The sequence below is a fragment of the Neptunomonas japonica DSM 18939 genome (assembly GCF_000422765.1).
Lineage (GTDB): Bacteria > Pseudomonadota > Gammaproteobacteria > Pseudomonadales > Balneatricaceae > Neptunomonas > Neptunomonas japonica.
On the sequence record NZ_AUGR01000006.1, the window covers coordinates 17,431 to 33,881 of the forward strand.

The following is a 16,451-nucleotide window of genomic DNA, read 5'->3' on the forward strand; positions in this document are numbered from 1 at the left end:
TATAGCAGTTATATCAGTGGCACACAGATAATACTACTGTTCAGTTTTACTCTTTTTTAGAAGTGTAGTGTTTAGCTGACTCAGTTAATGCTTCGTGTAGTGTGCGACGAGGCGTTTTATCTAAAGTGAGTCTTTGTAGTTCGTGGTTTAAATAGGCGTGTTTGCTGCTATTGCCTTCAGCAAGGCCTTTAATTAAATCTTGATCCATCCACTTTTGAATGCGTTTATAAAGGAATACTTTAAAAGCAATGGCTGTGATGGTAGCAACGGCAATGATAAAAACGTCGAGCATATCCATGATTAATTCTGCACTATTCGTGTATCAGTAATAAAAAGTTTTAATTGCTGACCAGGTTTTATAATAATTGAATCGCTACGCAAGTTGTTCCATTCGCGAATATCAGCGACATTGATATTGTAGCGGTCAGCAATAACAGATAATGAATCACCGCTGCGGACCTTATAACCAATTTTTTGTAACGCTAGTGCTTCATCAGTACTGAAGCTTGCAGGTAAAGCACCGATGCGAAATTTTTGCCCAACCTTTAAAGTACTGTCTGATGATAGGTTGTTCCATTGAGCGAGCTCCTTTACGCTGGTTTGATAGCGCTGGGCAATAGCCCAAAGAGTGTCACCAGGCTTCACCTTATGCTGTGAAATAGAGGTTGTTCTTCTCGTTTTCTGTTTTCTAGGTGTGGCTGATGGTGTAAAGGTTGCGTCTTGAGGGATGAGTAGTGTTTTTCCTGCGCGTAACTTATTGGACGCTAATTGATTGGCATTTTTAATCATGCTGATAGGTGTTTCAAATTTTTCGGCAATGACGCTTAATGAATCACCAGATTTTATTTTATACTCCACCCATTGAGAGCGCGATAAAGAAGTAAGCTCACTCATTGCTGCGTGCAAGTCTTGAGATTGTTTTTCAGGAACAAGCAAGCGATGTGGTCCTGATGGATCACTCACTTTACGTAATAGCCCAGGGTTCAGTTGTTGTAGTTCTGCTAGGCGAATCCCGGATACGCTAGCGGCCTGCGCTAGGTTAATTTGCCCTTCGGTTTTAACTACAGAAAAGTAGGGCTCATTTTCAATGGCAGGTACGTCCATATTGTATTGGTCTGGAGAGCGAACAAAAGAAGCGATAGCAAGAATACGTGGTACATAAAGGCGAGTTTCACGTGGGAGTTTAAGGGACCAGAAATCCGTTGGTTTGCCTGCTTCTCGGTTTTTTCTCATGGCTTTTGAGACAGTACCGCCGCCAGCATTGTAGGCTGCCATCGTCAGTAACCAGTCACCCTTGAAGCGTTTGTTGAGGTGTTCAAGATAATCAAGTGCAAAATGGGTCGAGTCGATTATATCTTTGCGCCCGTCATACCAGCTGTTTCTTTTGATACCTCGGTATTTTGCTGTGCTGGGTATAAACTGCCATATGCCAGCGGCATGTCCTGAGGAGTATGCTTGAGGGTCGTAGCGGCTTTCAACAGCGGGTAATAACGCAATTTCAGCGGGAAGACCGCGTTTTAGAACCTCATTTAAAACATAGTGATAATAACGCGCTGCGTTTTCGGTAATACGGCGCATATGCCCCGGATATTTGCTATACCAGCCAATCTGAATATCAACAGCATCATGTTGAGCTTCGTTAGTTAATTGAAGATGCTGACGAGTTAGTTCCCATAGGTCATCAGGAGGTTGTGGGTAGTTTTGTAAAGATTGTGGTTCTGAGTAGATCTCGCTGTTGTCAGTGAAGACAACACTAGGTGTTGTCTCTGGTGTAGCGGGTGGCTCTGGCTGAGTCGTCGCCGTGTCATTTTTTTGTACTGTCTGGCAGCCAGTAATTAGGCTTGAAACAATTAACATTGAAGCAATTAAACAACGCGACATACAATTTACCCAGCAAAATTTGATGCGTAATTTTAGCAGGCTTAAATAGGGGGTCAATGCACCTTATTGCTCAGAAGTTATTTTTCCACTCTCTTATGGCAGTAAAAGCGTCTAATTCATTGTTAACACTAGATTTTATGTAGGAACGAGCTGCCTCTTGTACTGTCTCTTCTTGGCTACGCATAAAGGGGTTGACCATCAATTCTTGAGAGATGGACGACGGTAATGTAGGAATATTTTGCGCTCGAAGCTGTTTGCATCGCTTTATGGTGGTGCTTATATCTAGGTTATTAGGCTCTACAGCGCTGGCAAAAGCTAGATTAGCCAGTGAATATTCATGCGTACAATAAATGCTAGTTTCATGAGGTAGTGTTTTAAAATAATCCATATTTTTTAACATTTGCTCAGCCGTTCCTTCAAATAAACGGCCACACCCTGCTAGAAACAATGTATCTCCACAAAAGAGCTGCGGTGTTTCTGTACTTTTAAAATAACAAATGTGATCAAGTGTGTGTCCTGGTACCTCTTTAACTGTCATGATTTCCCCTAAAAGAGTTATTTTGTCGGAATCTTTTAGAGGGTGAGATATTCCTTTAAATGGTGAGCTTTGGGGGCCGTAAACGGGTACTGAGTAAAGCTCAACAAGTTGCTTGACGCCGCCAGTATGGTCGCCATGGTGGTGTGTTAATAAAATAGCGATTAGAGGGGTGTTAGTTTCGTTTACCGCTTTAATGACGACTTCGGCATCGCCGGGGTCGACCACCACCATTCCAGAATAATCTGCATTAGTTAGCATCCAGATGTAGTTGTCATCAAATGCAGGAAGTGGCAATACATTAAACATAGTAAACCTCATCTTTTTTTATTAGTTGAGATTACCCTAAATGGTGATGACTGTTAACATGTAGGCTTAGTTAATGTTTAGGTTGGTAGCGCTTCAATATGAATTTTCATACCCAACAACCCCTTGAAGAACTGGCTGAGGCACTAAAGCAGTGGTTCTCAAATGATCTAGGCAAAGAGTTGTTAAATGCAGAGCAGCAGATTCTCGACCAGCTGTTACCGAGTTTGTATGGCGTGCATTTGGTGCAGATGGGTGTTGATCCGACAATCGACTTGGCTAGTGAAAGCGCTGTTGCTCATACTTTTATTGTTTACCATAAACTAGAGTTGGGGATGCAGCCGAATAGTCTTATTGCACAAAATGCTGAGTTGCCGCTTGAGCATAATAGTGTTGACGTTGTCTTGTTGCATCACTCGTTAGATTTTGCTGCCAGCCCACACCAAGTTCTACGTGAGGCTGCGCGCGTGCTTCGCCCCGGTGGCCATTTACTAATCGTAAACTTTAATCCTGTTTCATGGTGGGGCTTGTCGCGTTTTTGGACGCGTAAAAGTAAAGAGCCCATTTGGCAAAAAGCACACTTTATTAGCCATCACCGTTTAGTGGACTGGATCAATCTATTGGAATTAACAGAGCTGAAAACTAAAAGTGATTATTTTTTGCCGTCATATGAGTCATCAAATGTGAGGCGAAAATTCGGAAAGTTACAGGGTGTAGGGAGACAGTATTTATCTCGCTTTGGTGCTTTTAATATTATTCTCGCTCGAAAAGATGTGGGCGGCATGACCGCGATACCCCCTGAAAAATCTGGGAAGCGTTTTATTAGACTGCCGGTTGCTGAGCCGGCTACAAGAGGGCAGGCACGTGAAAGCCGTTGAAATATTTACTGATGGAGCTTGTAAAGGCAACCCGGGTCCAGGTGGTTGGGGAGCCGTTCTAAGATATGGTGAAACCGTTAAACATCTCTGGGGTGGAGCTAAGGACACAACTAATAATCGAATGGAGTTATTAGCCGCAATTGAAGCGCTTTCGGCTTTGAAGAGTACTCGCCCCGTTATTCTGACGACTGACTCGCAGTATGTGCGTAAAGGTATTACTGAGTGGATTGCAGGGTGGCGCAAAAATGGTTGGAAAACAGCCGCTAAGAAGCCGGTTAAAAATGCCGACTTATGGCAGCGCCTAGATGAATTATCCGTGCAGTATGAAATCGACTGGCGTTGGGTTAAAGGGCATAGCGGGCATCCAGAGAATGAGTTAGCGGATGATCTTGCAAATCGTGGTGTAGATGAGATTTTAAAAAGGGCCTAAAACAGAATGCGTCAGATTATCCTCGATACAGAAACAACCGGCCTAGAGTGGTCCGAAGGGCACAATATTATCGAAATCGGCTGTGTTGAGATGCAGCGAAGAAAGTTAACAGGTAATCATTACCACCAGTATACAAAACCTGTTCATGAAATTGATAAAGAGGCGATGGCTGTTCATGGTATTACACATGAATTTTTGTCTGATAAGCCACGTTTTAACGAAATAGCTGATGCGTTTTTGGACTACATTCGTGGTGCTGAACTAATCATCCATAACGCAACTTTTGATATAGGTTTCCTAGATGCTGAGTTAGGTCGTAATGGTTACGATGTCCGCATAGCTGATATTTGTACTATTACTGATTCTTTACGCTTGGCGCGGCAAAAGCACCCAGGGCAAAAGAATAACCTGGATGCACTATGCAAGCGATATGGTATCGATAACTCGCACCGTGATCTACATGGCGCTTTATTGGACTCAGAGATACTTGCTGATGTTTACCTGGCGCTAACGGGTGGTCAAACGTCATTACTGTTAAGTGATGATGGTGATCAGGGACAAGAAGGTGACGAAATTGCTATTAAGCGTATGGGAGCGGAATCATTAGGTTTGGCTGTTTTAGCTGCAACAAGTGATGAGCTTGTCGAGCATGAAGCGTTTCTAGATAGGCTTGATAAAAGTGCAGGTGGTGAATGCGTGTGGCGTAAACCTGTCGCTGAATTGAATAGTTAATCTAGTTTGAAAATACAGTAAATAAAAACGGGCTATCTAGCCCGTTTTTTTATGATGATAATTTCCTTAGTGAGGAACGCTGCCTTCGTAAAAATAACTATCCTAGTGCTACGGTAACAGCGATATAGCCGACAATACTCATCACAACAGTGTAAGGAAATGCCATAACAACCATGCGTCCATACGAGAGGCGAATGAGTGGTGCTAGTGCTGATGTTAGCAAGAAGAGGAAAGCAGCCTGGCCGTTTGGTGTAGCAACACTTGGGATGTTAGTTCCTGTATTGATAGCAATGGCGAGAGCGTCGAAGTGACTGCGCGTGATTTCACCCGCTTCAAGTGCTGCAGCAACTTCGTTGATGTACACCGTGGCTACAAAGACGTTATCACTGATAGCAGAAAGCAGGCCGTTGGCTATAAAGAAGAAACCGGGTTGGTCTTTCAAGTCCATCGCAAGCACTGCATGAATGATGGGTTGAAATAGGTGCTGATCATGTATAACTGATACAACAGCAAAGAAAACAACCAAAAGAGCAGTGAAGGGCAGTGCTTCTTCGAAAGCTTTACCAATTTGATGTTCTTCTGTAATGCCATTAAAGGCGGTGAGTAGTACGATGATCGTCAAGCCGATCAAGCCTACTGCAGCAAGGTGAAACGCTAATGCGAGTACTAGGAAGATAGATACTAGCACTTGAACAGCGAGTTCAGCTTTGTGGCGAAGAGTACGTTTCTTCTCTTCTTCTGCGGCAAAGTCCTCAAGAATGTGACGAACTCTAGAAGGAATCTCTACGCCATACCCAAAGATGCGAGTCTTTTCTAGGATGAAGCAAGTAAGCAGTCCTGCTACGAGAACAGGCATAGTGATAGGGGCCATTAATACGAAGAACTGAATAAAGTCCCAGCCTGCTTTTTGAGCAATTAATAGGTTTTGGGGCTCACCTACTAGAGTACAAACACCACCTAGAGCTGTACCTACTGCGCCATGCATCAATAAGCTTCTTAAAAAAGCACGAAAATCTTCTAAGTCATTCCGGCTTGTCTCTTCAACCGACTCATCGTCAGCATGATCATGATCGTGGTCATAATGCTTACCAGATGCAACCTTGTGATAAACGGAGTAAAAACCGACACCTACGCTAATAAGTACTGCTGTTACCGTCAGTGCATCAAGAAAAGCTGATAATAACGCAGCAGATAAAGAAAACAGCAATGACAGCATTGCTTTGGATTTTACCTTTAAAAGAATAATGGTGAAAATCCATAGCAGCATGGTTTTCATGAAGTAGATACCCGCCACCATAAACATTAGCAGTAAGATAACTTCAAGGTTGCCGCTTACTTCATGATAAACCGATTCTGGAGAAGCCAATCCAATAACGATGGCCTCTATGGCAAGAAGTCCGCCAGGTTGCAGCGGGTAGCACTTGAGCGCTAGTGCTAGTGTAAAAATAAATTCAAATATAAGGGTCCAGCCGGTAACAACGGGGCCTGCAACCATCAATAAGATGGGGTTTAAAATCAGAAAGCCAATAATGGCCTGCTTGTACCAGACGGGAGAATTTCCTAGGAAATTACGCATTAGCGCCTGAGGAAAAGTGATGGTCATTTATTATTGCCCTAATTGTTAAACAGGTCGTTTACTACAAACGGATATTCAAATGTTGGTGTAGACTAGCAGTAGATTGATAAAACCTGAATAGTTATACGTCAATAGTGGCTAATTAATTCCGTATTATAGTTTGTTTGTGACATAGATCAGGCGAGGGTTGGTACTTGATAAACATTTAGATAAGTACATCCCCCAATTTTCATAAGAAAATCAATGATAAAAGAGCAAGGAGCGGCAGTGGAGGAGTGTTATATTGTTGGCTCATCAGGGGCCATGTATTTACATAAAACGGGTGGTTATCTGCATGCCACTTTGGATGATTTTGCTAAAGAAGATGTTGAGGCGGTCTACCCAGTGGGAGAGATGAGAGGTTCGCGCATCAATTTAGTGATTCTGAAACGTGGCTCCTCTATTTCCTTGGAAAAAGCCAATCTTAGAGGGTTGTTGTCTGTCTCTCAGAATGAACAAGAATATGTAACGTTATCCCGAGCTGCGCAGCTCGTTGTTTGGCATAATGAACATCGTTTTTGTGGCCGCTGCGGGCATCAAATGAAGCATCATGCCGTGGACTTAGCAAAGCACTGTGAAAGCTGTTCTTTGGTGCAGTATCCGCGTATATCACCTTGTATCATTGTGTTGGTTGTTGATGGTGAACGCTGTATTTTGGCGCGTTCGCCTCGTTTTAAGCCGGGTGTTTTTAGTACGTTAGCGGGTTTCATTGAGGCTGGTGAGACTGCAGAGTCGGCGGTGCATCGAGAAATCAAAGAAGAAGTGGGCGTAGATGTTAAGAATGTGCGCTATGTTGAAAGCCAGTCTTGGCCTTTCCCTCATTCTCTGATGTTAGGTTTTTTCGCGGATTATGCTGGAGGAGAATTAATACCTGATGGTGTAGAGATTGAGGAGGCTAATTGGTATCACCGTGATGAGATGCCTAATTTGCCACCCTCATTTGCGATTTCATCGACATTAATTGAACGCTTCCTTAAAGGTGGCGTCTGATTTATGGCTTGTTTTTAAAGAGTTTTCCTAGCTTTGTCGCGAGCATGACATTACCTTCAGCGCGGAGTTGGCCTTTAAGGAAGGCGCTCATGCCGTCTTGCTCTCCGGTAACGACTTTAATAAAGGTATCGGCATCCATAAGTAATGTAATGGATGGGTCTTGATGTTCACCTTGTTGGGTTGTGCAGGTTTGTTCTTTAATCGAAATATAAAAATCGTCGTCATCTTCTAGTAAAAACTGAAAGATGGCATCAAGGCTACCAGCAGCGTCTGCTTGGAAGCGTGAGGGTAGTTTTTCAATAACGCGAGTTACGGTAATATCTGAACTCATTATAAATACATTCCTGTCAGGAAAAGTAGCGTACAGTTGATTCGTTAATTCGCTTTTATGTTACATTACCGCACTTAATACTGATAACTCTTTTTCTGGAGAAACCTGTTGTCTGAATTTTTCTTTGAATACGGCCTGTTTGCTGCGAAAGCATTCACCGGATTAGTGGTTGTGCTACTGTTAGTAGCCGGCATCATAATGGTAAGTGCACGCAATCGTCGGGATGACGGTGATGGCGAGGTTGATGTTACCTCTATAAATGATCTCTACGAAGACATGAAAGATACAGTTGAAGCCGCTGTATTGGATAAAGATGCCTATAAGCAGCTGCTTAAACAGCAGAAAAAGCAAGATAAGCTTGAAAGTAAGCAGCGCAAGAAAGAAGCAAAAACCGCCCCGTCTAAAGAGCCTGAAGATAAAAAACGTATTTATGTGCTTGATTTTGATGGGGACATTAAAGCCAGCGAAGTTGAACTGCTAAGAGAAGAAATTTCTGCAGTGCTAACTTTTGCTCGTCCTTGTGATGAGGTTGTAATTCGTTTGGAAAGCGCTGGTGGTATGGTGCATACCTATGGCCTGGCAGCTTCTCAGTTGGCGCGTATTAAAGCCAGTGGGATACCACTAACTGTCTGTGTTGATCAGGTAGCCGCCAGTGGTGGTTATCTTATGGCATGCTTGGCCGACCGCCTGATTGCTGCACCGTTTGCATTGGTGGGTTCTATCGGTGTTATTGCGCAGGTTCCAAATTTTAACCGCGTATTAAAAAAGCATGATGTTGATTACGAGATGTTCACCGCTGGTGAGTATAAGCGTACCGTCACAATGTTTGGTGAAAATACCGAAAAAGGTAAGCAGAAATTTGTTGAGGAGCTTGAAGATACACATGCTCTTTTCAAGGAGTTTGTTTCTGAATATCGCCCGCAATTAAATATTGAGAAAGTAGCGACCGGTGAAGTATGGTTTGGCAAGCGTGCTTTAGCTGAAGAGCTGGTTGATGAGCTTTCTACATCAGATGATTATCTGATGACGGCGTGTAATGATGCCGATGTATTTAGAGTACGTTACGAGATGAAAAAAACGCTTCAAGAGCGTTTAAGTGAGATGGCCATTCAAACCTCTGAGGGTATCGTGTCTAAAATTTGGACACGCGTCTCGAATAGCCGTTTTATGACACGATAAATAAAATTTTTCTATAGCTCATTTATGAGCTATATTTTTTATATAGATGTTTTAAACAAGACTTGAAAGGAGGCGGAGCTTGCAGCGGTCTAAAACGGCAAACCAAATACTAAAAGCTGCTGAAGCTTTATTTTCTGAACAGGGGTTCTCAGAAACAACAATGCGTCAGATTACTGCGGCTGCTGATGTGAATTTGGCAGCAGTGAACTATCACTTTGGTTCTAAGCAGGGACTTATTCAAGCTGTTTCTGAGAAATACTTAACGCCTTTTTGTGATTATATTGATGACGCTGTTACTGAGCGTTTATCAAGTCAGTCTGGTGTTACTGTTACCTCGGACGAGTTGATGGAAATGGTGATGCGAGCATTGTTAGAAGTGAGGCATGATAATACGCATGCTTTATCTATGTTCATGCGTCTACTTGATCTCTCCTATATGAAAAGCCAGTCAGTGCTGCGTGAATACATGTTCTTGCAACACCATGTGAAGCTTGAGCGTTTCTTAGAGCTTTTGCGTAACGATTCATCTCCTATGGAAGATGATGAGTTTTTCTGGCGCCTGCATTTTCTTATGGGCTCTATGGTTTTTACTTTATCGAATTTCCACACGCTGATTGCTATCGAAAAAAGTGAATTTGATAAAGAAGTTGAGATAGAAAAGGTTCTACATAGAATGATTCCTGTTTTAACGGCAGGGTTGCAAGCCCGCTCGGATAAAACTTTCTTCTGCCGACTCTGATTAAACCTCTCATGCACTTGCAGTTAAATATTAAACAACAGGTTTTAACCGTACACTTACCAGAAGGTAGTCGGCAATTTCATGTATCGACTGCTTTTAATGGTGTCGGTGAAAAATCTGGCTCAGGCTGTACGCCCAGAGGTCTGCACATCATACGTGCCAAAATTGGCGAGAATTCTCCTCTTAATTCGGTCTTTGTTGGTCGCCGTTTTACCGGCGAGATCTATACGCCTGATTTGGCCAAATTGAACCCCAAAAGAGACTGGATACTGACGCGGATTTTGTGGCTCAGCGGAAAAGAGCCTAACCGTAATCGCTTAGGTTCAGTCGATAGCATGCAACGCTATATCTATATTCACGGCACTCCTGATACTGAGCCTATGGGTGTTGCGCTGTCACATGGTTGTATTCGTATGCGTAATCTAGATGTGATTGAGTTATTTGACCTGGTTCCAGTTGGAACTGAATTATTGATTGAGGAGTAGTAATGTCTTCTGGGCGTTTGATGCTGGATGTGCAAGGGTTGTCATTAGTACAGTCTGAGCGGGATATGATTAGTCATCCAGAAGCGGGAGGGTTAATACTTTTTGGTCGCAATTATCAGTGTAAGTCACAGCTAAGTGATTTGGTTGCAGATATACGAGAACAAAATCCGGGCATTTTGTTGGCGGTGGATCATGAGGGGGGGCGGGTGCAACGTTTTCGCCATGAGTTTGTAAGAATTCCTCCCATGCGTATGCTTGCTCAATTGTGGGTAACGGATCCTGAGAAAGCACAACAGGTTGCAGAAGATATTGGTTGGCTTATGGCGGCTGAGCTCATTAACCATGATATAGATATAAGTTTTGCTCCGGTGCTTGATATTGATTGGTCTCGCAGTGAAATTATAGGCGATCGAGCGTTTGGTCAAAACGCTCCACAAGTTATTTCACTTGCGAGTAGTTTTATGGCAGGAATGCATGATGCTGGTATGGCAGCAACAGGGAAGCATTTTCCTGGACATGGTTGGGTTGCTGCGGATTCTCATCTTGACACCCCCTGTGATGAGCGCGGTTTTGAGGTGTTGTGTGCAGATGATATTAAGCCTTTTAAAACACTAATTGATCAGGGCTTAGACGCTATCATGCCTGCGCATATTATTTACCAGCAGATGGATAACAAAACTGCAGGTTTTTCAGACTTCTGGCTTAAGGCAATATTACGTGAAAAGTTGGGCTTTACTGGGGTGATCTTCAGTGATGATCTGAGCATGGAAGGGGCTTCTGCTGTTGGCGGGTTTGTCGAAAGGACGCAAGCGGCGCTTGATGCGGGGTGTGATATGGCGCTTGTGTGTAATAACCCAGAAGGTGCTGAGCAGGTGCTTACCTATCTTGAAAGTTATCAAGGGCCTTCTACAGTCTCTATAAATATCATGAAGCATAAAAAGTACACTTTTGATGAGCAGCGCTTTGAGCGTGTACAAGATTTAATATTACGATTAGAGGCATAGTTTAGGCATGGATGTAAAAGAAACGATCAATGGGTTTAATGCCTGGTTGGTTCAGTATTTATCATTAGGTCAGGAGAATGGCTGGATTTTAAGTGTGTTTATCATCGTTCTAGTGACGCTTGTGGGAGCCTTTGTTGCGCGCAAGGTGTTTGATCGAATGGCTGATCAGCTGAAACGCACCAAAAATACTTGGGATGATATCTTGCTTGACTCTGCAAGACGTCCTGCTGTAATGATGGTGTGGGTGTTAGGCGGTAGTTGGGCTTTTGATGTTATCGATGCAAAAACAGGGACGGTATTGCTAGACGTAATTGAGCCTTTGCGTAAAGTAGCTGTTATTGTTTTGTTGGGTTGGTTTCTTATACGCTTTGTTCGCGCGGCTGAAAAAGCTTTAATTGACCCTGCTGGAATTGATACGACACTGGATGCAACTACGATAAGCGCAATGGGTAAGTTGCTGCGCTTATCGCTGATAATAACGGTCTCATTGGTTGTGTTGCAAAGCTTTGGGTATAGCATTTCTGGTGTTCTGGCATTTGGTGGGATTGGCGGCTTAGCGGTTGGTTTTGCTGCAAAAGACTTGTTAGCTAACTTTTTTGGTGGCCTGATGATCTATATGGATAGGCCGTTTAAAGTAGGTGATTGGGTCCGCTCTCCCGATCAAAATATTGAAGGAACTGTTGAGGATATCGGATGGCGTTTAACGCGTATAAGAACATTTGATAAGCGTCCTTTGTATGTGCCTAATGCCACGTTTGCCAGCATCTCTGTTGAAAATCCTTCTCGTATGACGCATCGCAGAATCTATGAAACAATTGGGGTGCGCTATTGTGATCTTAAGGCAGTGAAAGGGGTGGTTGTTGAAGTACGTGAAATGTTACGCCAGCATCCTGATCTTGATCAGTCGCAGACACTGATCGTCAATTTGAATAAGTTTGCCCCGTCCTCTCTCGACTTCTTTGTTTATACCTTCACTAAAACAACTAACTGGGTGCGTTTTCATCAAGTAAAAGAAGATGTGTTGCTAAAGATTATGGATATCGTTGAGAAACATGGGGCTGAAGCGGCCTTTCCTACCAGTACGGTTCATCTTATACCTGAAGGTGAGTTTCAGCTTCCCATAGAGACGCTTAAATAGGTCTGTTGCATATAGGGCGTGAGCTCACCGTAAGATTTACGGTGAGCTTTGGTGCTTTGGGGTAGGTGTTTAGTTTAGCGGAGTTGCGTAAACAAGAATGCCAAATAGCGGATGATCTATATAATGTGCTTCTTTGGATTTCATGCGGCGCGGCTCATCTAGTACTGCTGCAATCGTTTTCTGAAATCCGTCCTCAAGTGTAACGGTGCGGCGCAGTTGTAGATCTGGTTTGAAATGTAGATAGTGTCCACGATCTACTGTTATAGCGCCTTCAAGTTCGTGATAGCCATCATCCATTACACTTCCTGCACGAATGGAAACGGGCTTAGAGCTTCTGCCTTTTCTTACGGATTGAGTCCACGCTTTATGGTAAATGACGCGTAGGCCGCTGGTATTACGAATTCTCTTATCGGTGCTTTTTAGCATGAAGCTACGAGCTGAGCGCTCGTTGTATCCGCCGCTAGATAGGCTAATGCCTGATGCAGGCGGTTTATCGGGAGTTGGCCAGTATTCGCTATAGGCAGAGGCATTGTCACGGCTAAAGATGAGAACTTCTATTCCGTAAACTGTTGCTGCTTGAGCGTTGTGCTGTAAAGTCAGCGACAGAAAAACGAAACATAAAGAGATCAGTTTTTTCATTTGTGTACCTTACCCAGTTCTTTTAGCAGGTTTTCGACAGCATTGAAGCGTTGTTCAGTCTCTTCCATCTCTAAAGAAAAGCGGAGATGGCTAGCGCCTTCAAGTTTGTATTTATTTTGTTGTTTTTGCACTAATGTCACAAGCGTAAAAGGGTCTACCTTGGTAGCTTGATCGAATTCAAGGCGACCACTTTGGCTGCCTGCATCCAATTTTATGATGCCGAGTTGTTCTGCCTGTAATTTTAGCGATGTCAGCCTGAACAGGTTCTTAGTCGTTTCAGGTAATAAGCCAAAACGGTCAATCATTTCAATCTGAAGTTCTTTCAGTTCGGTATCGTCTTTTGCGCTGGAAATACGTTTATACATGATTAAGCGGCTATGTACATCGGGTAGATAGTCATCTTTTATCAGTGTAGGAATATGTAAGTTGATTTCCGCTCCGTGATGAAGAGGTCTGTCCATGTTAGGTGTTTTGCCGTCCTTAATGGATTGGATAGCCTCTTCAAGCATTTCCATATAGAGAGTAAAGCCAATGCCTTGGATTTGACCGCTTTGATCGTCGCCTAATAGCTCGCCTGCGCCACGTATTTCAAGGTCATGAGTGGCGAGGGTAAAGCCTGCGCCTAGGTCGTCAGCTAAGGCTATTGCTTCAAGTCGCTTGGTGGCATCTTTGCTAACGTTTTTTTCGGGAGGTGTCAGCATATAGGCGTAAGCCTGGTGGTGAGAACGGCCAACGCGGCCTCGTAGTTGGTGTAGTTGGGCCAGACCAAACTTGTCGGCACGGTCAATAATAATGGTGTTGGCGTTAGGGATATCGATACCTGTTTCAATAATAGTGGTGCACAGCAAAATGTTATGACGCTTATGATAGAAGTCAGTCATGACCTGTTCCAGTTCTCGTTCACGCATCTGGCCGTGGCCTATGCCTATGCGTGCTTCTGGGACTAGTTCTGCTAATTCTTGTGCGGTTTTTTCAATGGTTTTGACTTCATTGTGAAGATAGTAAACTTGTCCTCCACGCAAGAGTTCACGTAAAACCGCTTCTTTAACGAGCGGCCCGTCTGATTCGCGTACAAATGTTTTAACAGCGAGTCTTCGTGCTGGTGGCGTAGCAATAATGGACAGGTCGCGCATGCCTGACATGGCCATGTTGAGCGTGCGAGGAATGGGCGTCGCTGTCATGGTGAGGATGTCAACTTCTGAGCGTAGTGACTTGAGGCGCTCTTTTTGTTGTACGCCAAAGCGGTGTTCCTCATCAATGATTACCAAGCCTAAGTTCTTAAATGTGATATCGCCTTGTAATAGCTTGTGTGTGCCGATGATGATATCGATTTGGCCTGTTTTAAGCTTTTCTATCGCCTCTGTTTGTTGCTTAGCGCTTCTAAAGCGTGAAATAAGTTCAACCGTAACTGGCCAGTCTGCAAAGCGGTCTCTGAAGTTCTCAAAGTGCTGCTGGGCTAGCAGGGTGGTAGGTACAAGAATGGCTATCTGTCTTCCTGAGTTTGCTGCGATAAAAGCAGCGCGCATGGCAACTTCTGTTTTACCAAAGCCTACGTCACCGCATACCAGTCGGTCCATTGGTTGGGGGGATATCATGTCGCGAATAACGGACTGAATGGCTGTTTCTTGGTCGGGTGTTTCTTCGAATGGAAAGCCAGAAACAAACAGTTGATAGTCTTCATCTGGGTCGCTAAAGGCAAAGCCTTTGCGAGCAGCGCGTCGTGCGTAAATATCTAGTAGCTCGGCTGCAGTGTCGCGCACTTTTTCTGCTGCTTTTTGGCGTGCTTTGCTCCATTGCTCCGTACCAAGGCGGTGTAGCGGGGCAAGCTCGTCGCTGCTACCGCTATATCGGCTAATTAAGTGTAGAGAAGCTACCGGTACATAAAGTTTTGCGTTATTGGCATAAGACAGCGCTACAAACTCATTGGTCTGCCCGTCAAGATCGATGGTTTCAAGACCAAGATAGCGCCCAATTCCGTGGTCTATATGTACGACGGGTGCGTTAGGCGCGAGCTCTGCGAGGTTACGAACGACGAGGTCTGTTTGGCCTTTGTCTTTGGCGCGTCTTCTGCGTTGGAATACTTGTCGTCCAAAGAGTTGTGATTCTGATACAACATGAATATCGTCGTCAGTACTTAGCCCTCGATTGATAGGGTATACCGTCAATGCGCAGCTGAGATCGCTATCAATAAACGATTGCCAGCTATCAATCACAGTTGGCTTAATATTGGCTTTAGTCAGTAACTCTTGAAGCGCTTCGCGTCGGCCAGGAGATTCAGCGCAAAATAAAATCTTGTGATTGGGACGTTCTTCTAAAAAACTCTTCAGCAGCGATAGTGGTGAGGATGACTGAGCATTTATTGTTAGCTCGGATGTTTCTTGATATGGCAAATTGAATCTGCCGGCGGTGTCATCTGCTACAGGGTCTGCGCTAAATTGAATGCGACGGAATTGCTTGAGGGCGCCGAAGAACTCGTCTTTAGGGGTGAATATTGCGCTAGGTGGCAAAATGGGGCGTTCGATATCATGGCGGCGCTCTTCATATCGGCCGTTAACATCGTTCCAGAATTGCTGGCAAGGTCTATCAAGGGAGCCGTCGGATATTATCAAAGTCTCTTTGGGTAGGTAGTCAAAGAGTGTTGCTGTCTCGTCAAAGAAAAATGGTAGGTAGTACTCGATTCCTGGTGGTGCAAAGCCGTTGCTGACATCTTGGTAGGTTGGGCAGCGGCGTTGGTCAACATCGAAGGTGCTGCGCCAGTTCTGTTTAAAGCGAGAAATGGCCTCTTCTGTTAGCGGTACTTCGCGCGCCGGTAATAGACGAATCTGCTCAATTTTGTCGATAGATCGCTGTGATTCAGGATCAAAGGTGCGCAGTGTGTCAATTTCATCATCAAAAAGATCAATTCTAAAAGGCGTTTCTGCACCCATAGGGAAAAGGTCAATGATGGAGCCTCTAACGGCGTATTCTCCATGCTCGTTCACGGTATCGACAGCGCGATAGCCTGCATTGCTAAGTTGCTGTCTTAAGTTATCAATGTTAAGAGATTGGCCTGTTTGTAGCAGTAGTGAATGTGCCTGTAAAAAGGTAGAGGGCGCAATTCGGTGCATAAGCGTGCTGATAGGCACGATAACAACACCATGTTTGAGTTGAGACAGCTGCTTTAATGTGCTTACGCGTGTTGAGGTAATGTCCTGATGAGGTGAAAACGTATCGTAGGGCAGGGTTTCCCAATCAGGAAAAGGAAGGATCTCTAAGTTTTGAGCTGCCGAGTAAAAATGAATTTCATTCTCAAGTAGGCTTGCTGTATCGCTGTTGCGTGTGATGACCAAGGTTAGCTGTTGATGCTTTAGCGCTGCTTGGGCTATTAATAACCCAGCGGCACTTTGGTGTGCTTGCCCCACCCATTTGATATCACCTGGTTTTGTCGGTATCGGAAATATCAAATTTGTCACGAAACCTCTCCTGGTTCAGAATATTTAGAAGCGCCCTATATTACAGATTGGCTCAAGGAAGAGATATAAGTGCTTGAAAAATCATCCGGCTAAAGTACTAGGATGAGAGTGTTTGCC

16 protein-coding genes are annotated in these 16,451 nt (G+C 44.1%); 9 read left to right on the plus strand and 7 right to left on the minus strand.

What is annotated here, in order from left to right; genetic code table 11:
* Positions 1-46: 46 nt before the first annotated feature.
* The 3 genes from G511_RS0105550 to gloB all read right to left on the minus strand — a co-directional run bounded on the left by G511_RS0105550 (position 47) and on the right by gloB (position 2,725).
* On the minus strand, positions 47-298 hold the full coding sequence (locus G511_RS0105550; protein ID WP_028468754.1) for a hypothetical protein: 252 nt from the start codon (positions 296-298) through the stop codon (positions 47-49).
* 2 nt (positions 299-300) lie between these two features.
* The gene (locus G511_RS0105555; RefSeq protein WP_028468755.1) at positions 301-1,881 is read right to left on the minus strand and encodes a LysM peptidoglycan-binding domain-containing protein; all 1,581 of its coding nucleotides are present in this window, start codon (positions 1,879-1,881) and stop codon (positions 301-303) included.
* A 70-nt stretch (positions 1,882-1,951) separates the two neighbouring features.
* Positions 1,952-2,725, minus strand: coding sequence for a hydroxyacylglutathione hydrolase (gene gloB / locus G511_RS0105560; RefSeq protein ID WP_028468756.1), 774 nt, complete (start codon positions 2,723-2,725; stop codon positions 1,952-1,954).
* Between the two features lie 98 nt (positions 2,726-2,823).
* On the opposite strand from gloB, the gene G511_RS0105565 reads away from it, so the two are divergent.
* The 3 genes from G511_RS0105565 to dnaQ are packed head-to-tail and all read left to right on the plus strand — an operon-like array spanning position 2,824 to position 4,762.
* On the plus strand, positions 2,824-3,600 hold the full coding sequence (locus tag G511_RS0105565; RefSeq protein WP_028468757.1) for a class I SAM-dependent methyltransferase: 777 nt from the start codon (positions 2,824-2,826) through the stop codon (positions 3,598-3,600).
* The gene (gene rnhA, locus G511_RS0105570; protein ID WP_028468758.1) at positions 3,587-4,030 is read left to right on the plus strand and encodes a ribonuclease HI; all 444 of its coding nucleotides are present in this window, start codon (positions 3,587-3,589) and stop codon (positions 4,028-4,030) included. Before G511_RS0105565 ends, rnhA begins: the two co-directional genes overlap by 14 nt.
* 6 nt (positions 4,031-4,036) lie before the next feature.
* Positions 4,037-4,762: a DNA polymerase III subunit epsilon gene (gene dnaQ / locus G511_RS0105575; RefSeq protein WP_028468759.1), complete on the plus strand. Its 726-nt coding sequence runs from the start codon at positions 4,037-4,039 to the stop codon at positions 4,760-4,762.
* A 97-nt stretch (positions 4,763-4,859) separates the two neighbouring features.
* On the opposite strand, the gene nhaB is transcribed toward dnaQ, so the two are convergent.
* Positions 4,860-6,365 (minus strand): sodium/proton antiporter NhaB, encoded by a 1,506-nt coding sequence (gene nhaB, locus G511_RS0105580; protein WP_028468760.1) that lies wholly within the window; start codon positions 6,363-6,365, stop codon positions 4,860-4,862.
* A 216-nt stretch (positions 6,366-6,581) separates the two neighbouring features.
* On the opposite strand from nhaB, the gene nudC reads away from it, so the two are divergent.
* Positions 6,582-7,367, plus strand: coding sequence for an NAD(+) diphosphatase (gene nudC, locus G511_RS21925; protein WP_084629022.1), 786 nt, complete (start codon positions 6,582-6,584; stop codon positions 7,365-7,367).
* A 1-nt stretch (position 7,368) separates the two neighbouring features.
* Here the strand turns inward: nudC and G511_RS0105590 are convergent, their stop codons facing one another.
* On the minus strand, positions 7,369-7,698 hold the full coding sequence (locus G511_RS0105590) for an SCP2 sterol-binding domain-containing protein (protein ID WP_156905154.1): 330 nt from the start codon (positions 7,696-7,698) through the stop codon (positions 7,369-7,371).
* Positions 7,699-7,806: 108 nt separating this feature from the next.
* Between G511_RS0105590 and sohB the strand changes: the two genes are divergently transcribed.
* From sohB to G511_RS0105615, 5 genes are all read left to right on the plus strand, one after another.
* Complete coding sequence (sohB, locus tag G511_RS0105595; protein ID WP_028468762.1) at positions 7,807-8,877, plus strand: protease SohB; 1,071 nt, start codon at positions 7,807-7,809, stop codon at positions 8,875-8,877.
* 79 nt (positions 8,878-8,956) lie between these two features.
* Positions 8,957-9,616, plus strand: a complete 660-nt coding sequence (locus tag G511_RS0105600) for a TetR/AcrR family transcriptional regulator (RefSeq protein ID WP_028468763.1) — start codon at positions 8,957-8,959, stop codon at positions 9,614-9,616.
* 11 nt (positions 9,617-9,627) lie between these two features.
* The gene (locus G511_RS0105605; RefSeq protein WP_028468764.1) at positions 9,628-10,101 is read left to right on the plus strand and encodes a L,D-transpeptidase; all 474 of its coding nucleotides are present in this window, start codon (positions 9,628-9,630) and stop codon (positions 10,099-10,101) included.
* Between the two features lie 2 nt (positions 10,102-10,103).
* The gene (nagZ, locus tag G511_RS21930; RefSeq protein ID WP_156905155.1) at positions 10,104-11,105 is read left to right on the plus strand and encodes a beta-N-acetylhexosaminidase; all 1,002 of its coding nucleotides are present in this window, start codon (positions 10,104-10,106) and stop codon (positions 11,103-11,105) included.
* A gap of 7 nt (positions 11,106-11,112) precedes the next feature.
* Positions 11,113-12,243 carry a mechanosensitive ion channel family protein gene (locus G511_RS0105615; RefSeq protein ID WP_084629023.1) on the plus strand — a complete coding sequence of 377 codons (1,131 nt, stop codon included), beginning with the start codon at positions 11,113-11,115 and terminating at the stop codon, positions 12,241-12,243.
* A 69-nt stretch (positions 12,244-12,312) separates the two neighbouring features.
* Here G511_RS0105615 and G511_RS0105620 read toward each other — a convergent pair whose 3' ends face one another.
* Entirely contained in the window at positions 12,313-12,882 is a 570-nt protein-coding gene (locus G511_RS0105620) for a CsiV family protein (protein WP_028468766.1), read from the minus strand.
* A complete protein-coding gene (gene mfd / locus G511_RS0105625) occupies positions 12,879-16,334 on the minus strand; it encodes a transcription-repair coupling factor (protein ID WP_028468767.1) in 3,456 nt (1,151 codons plus the stop codon). The genes G511_RS0105620 and mfd overlap by 4 nt, the downstream gene beginning before the upstream one ends.
* Positions 16,335-16,451: the final 117 nt, after the last annotated feature.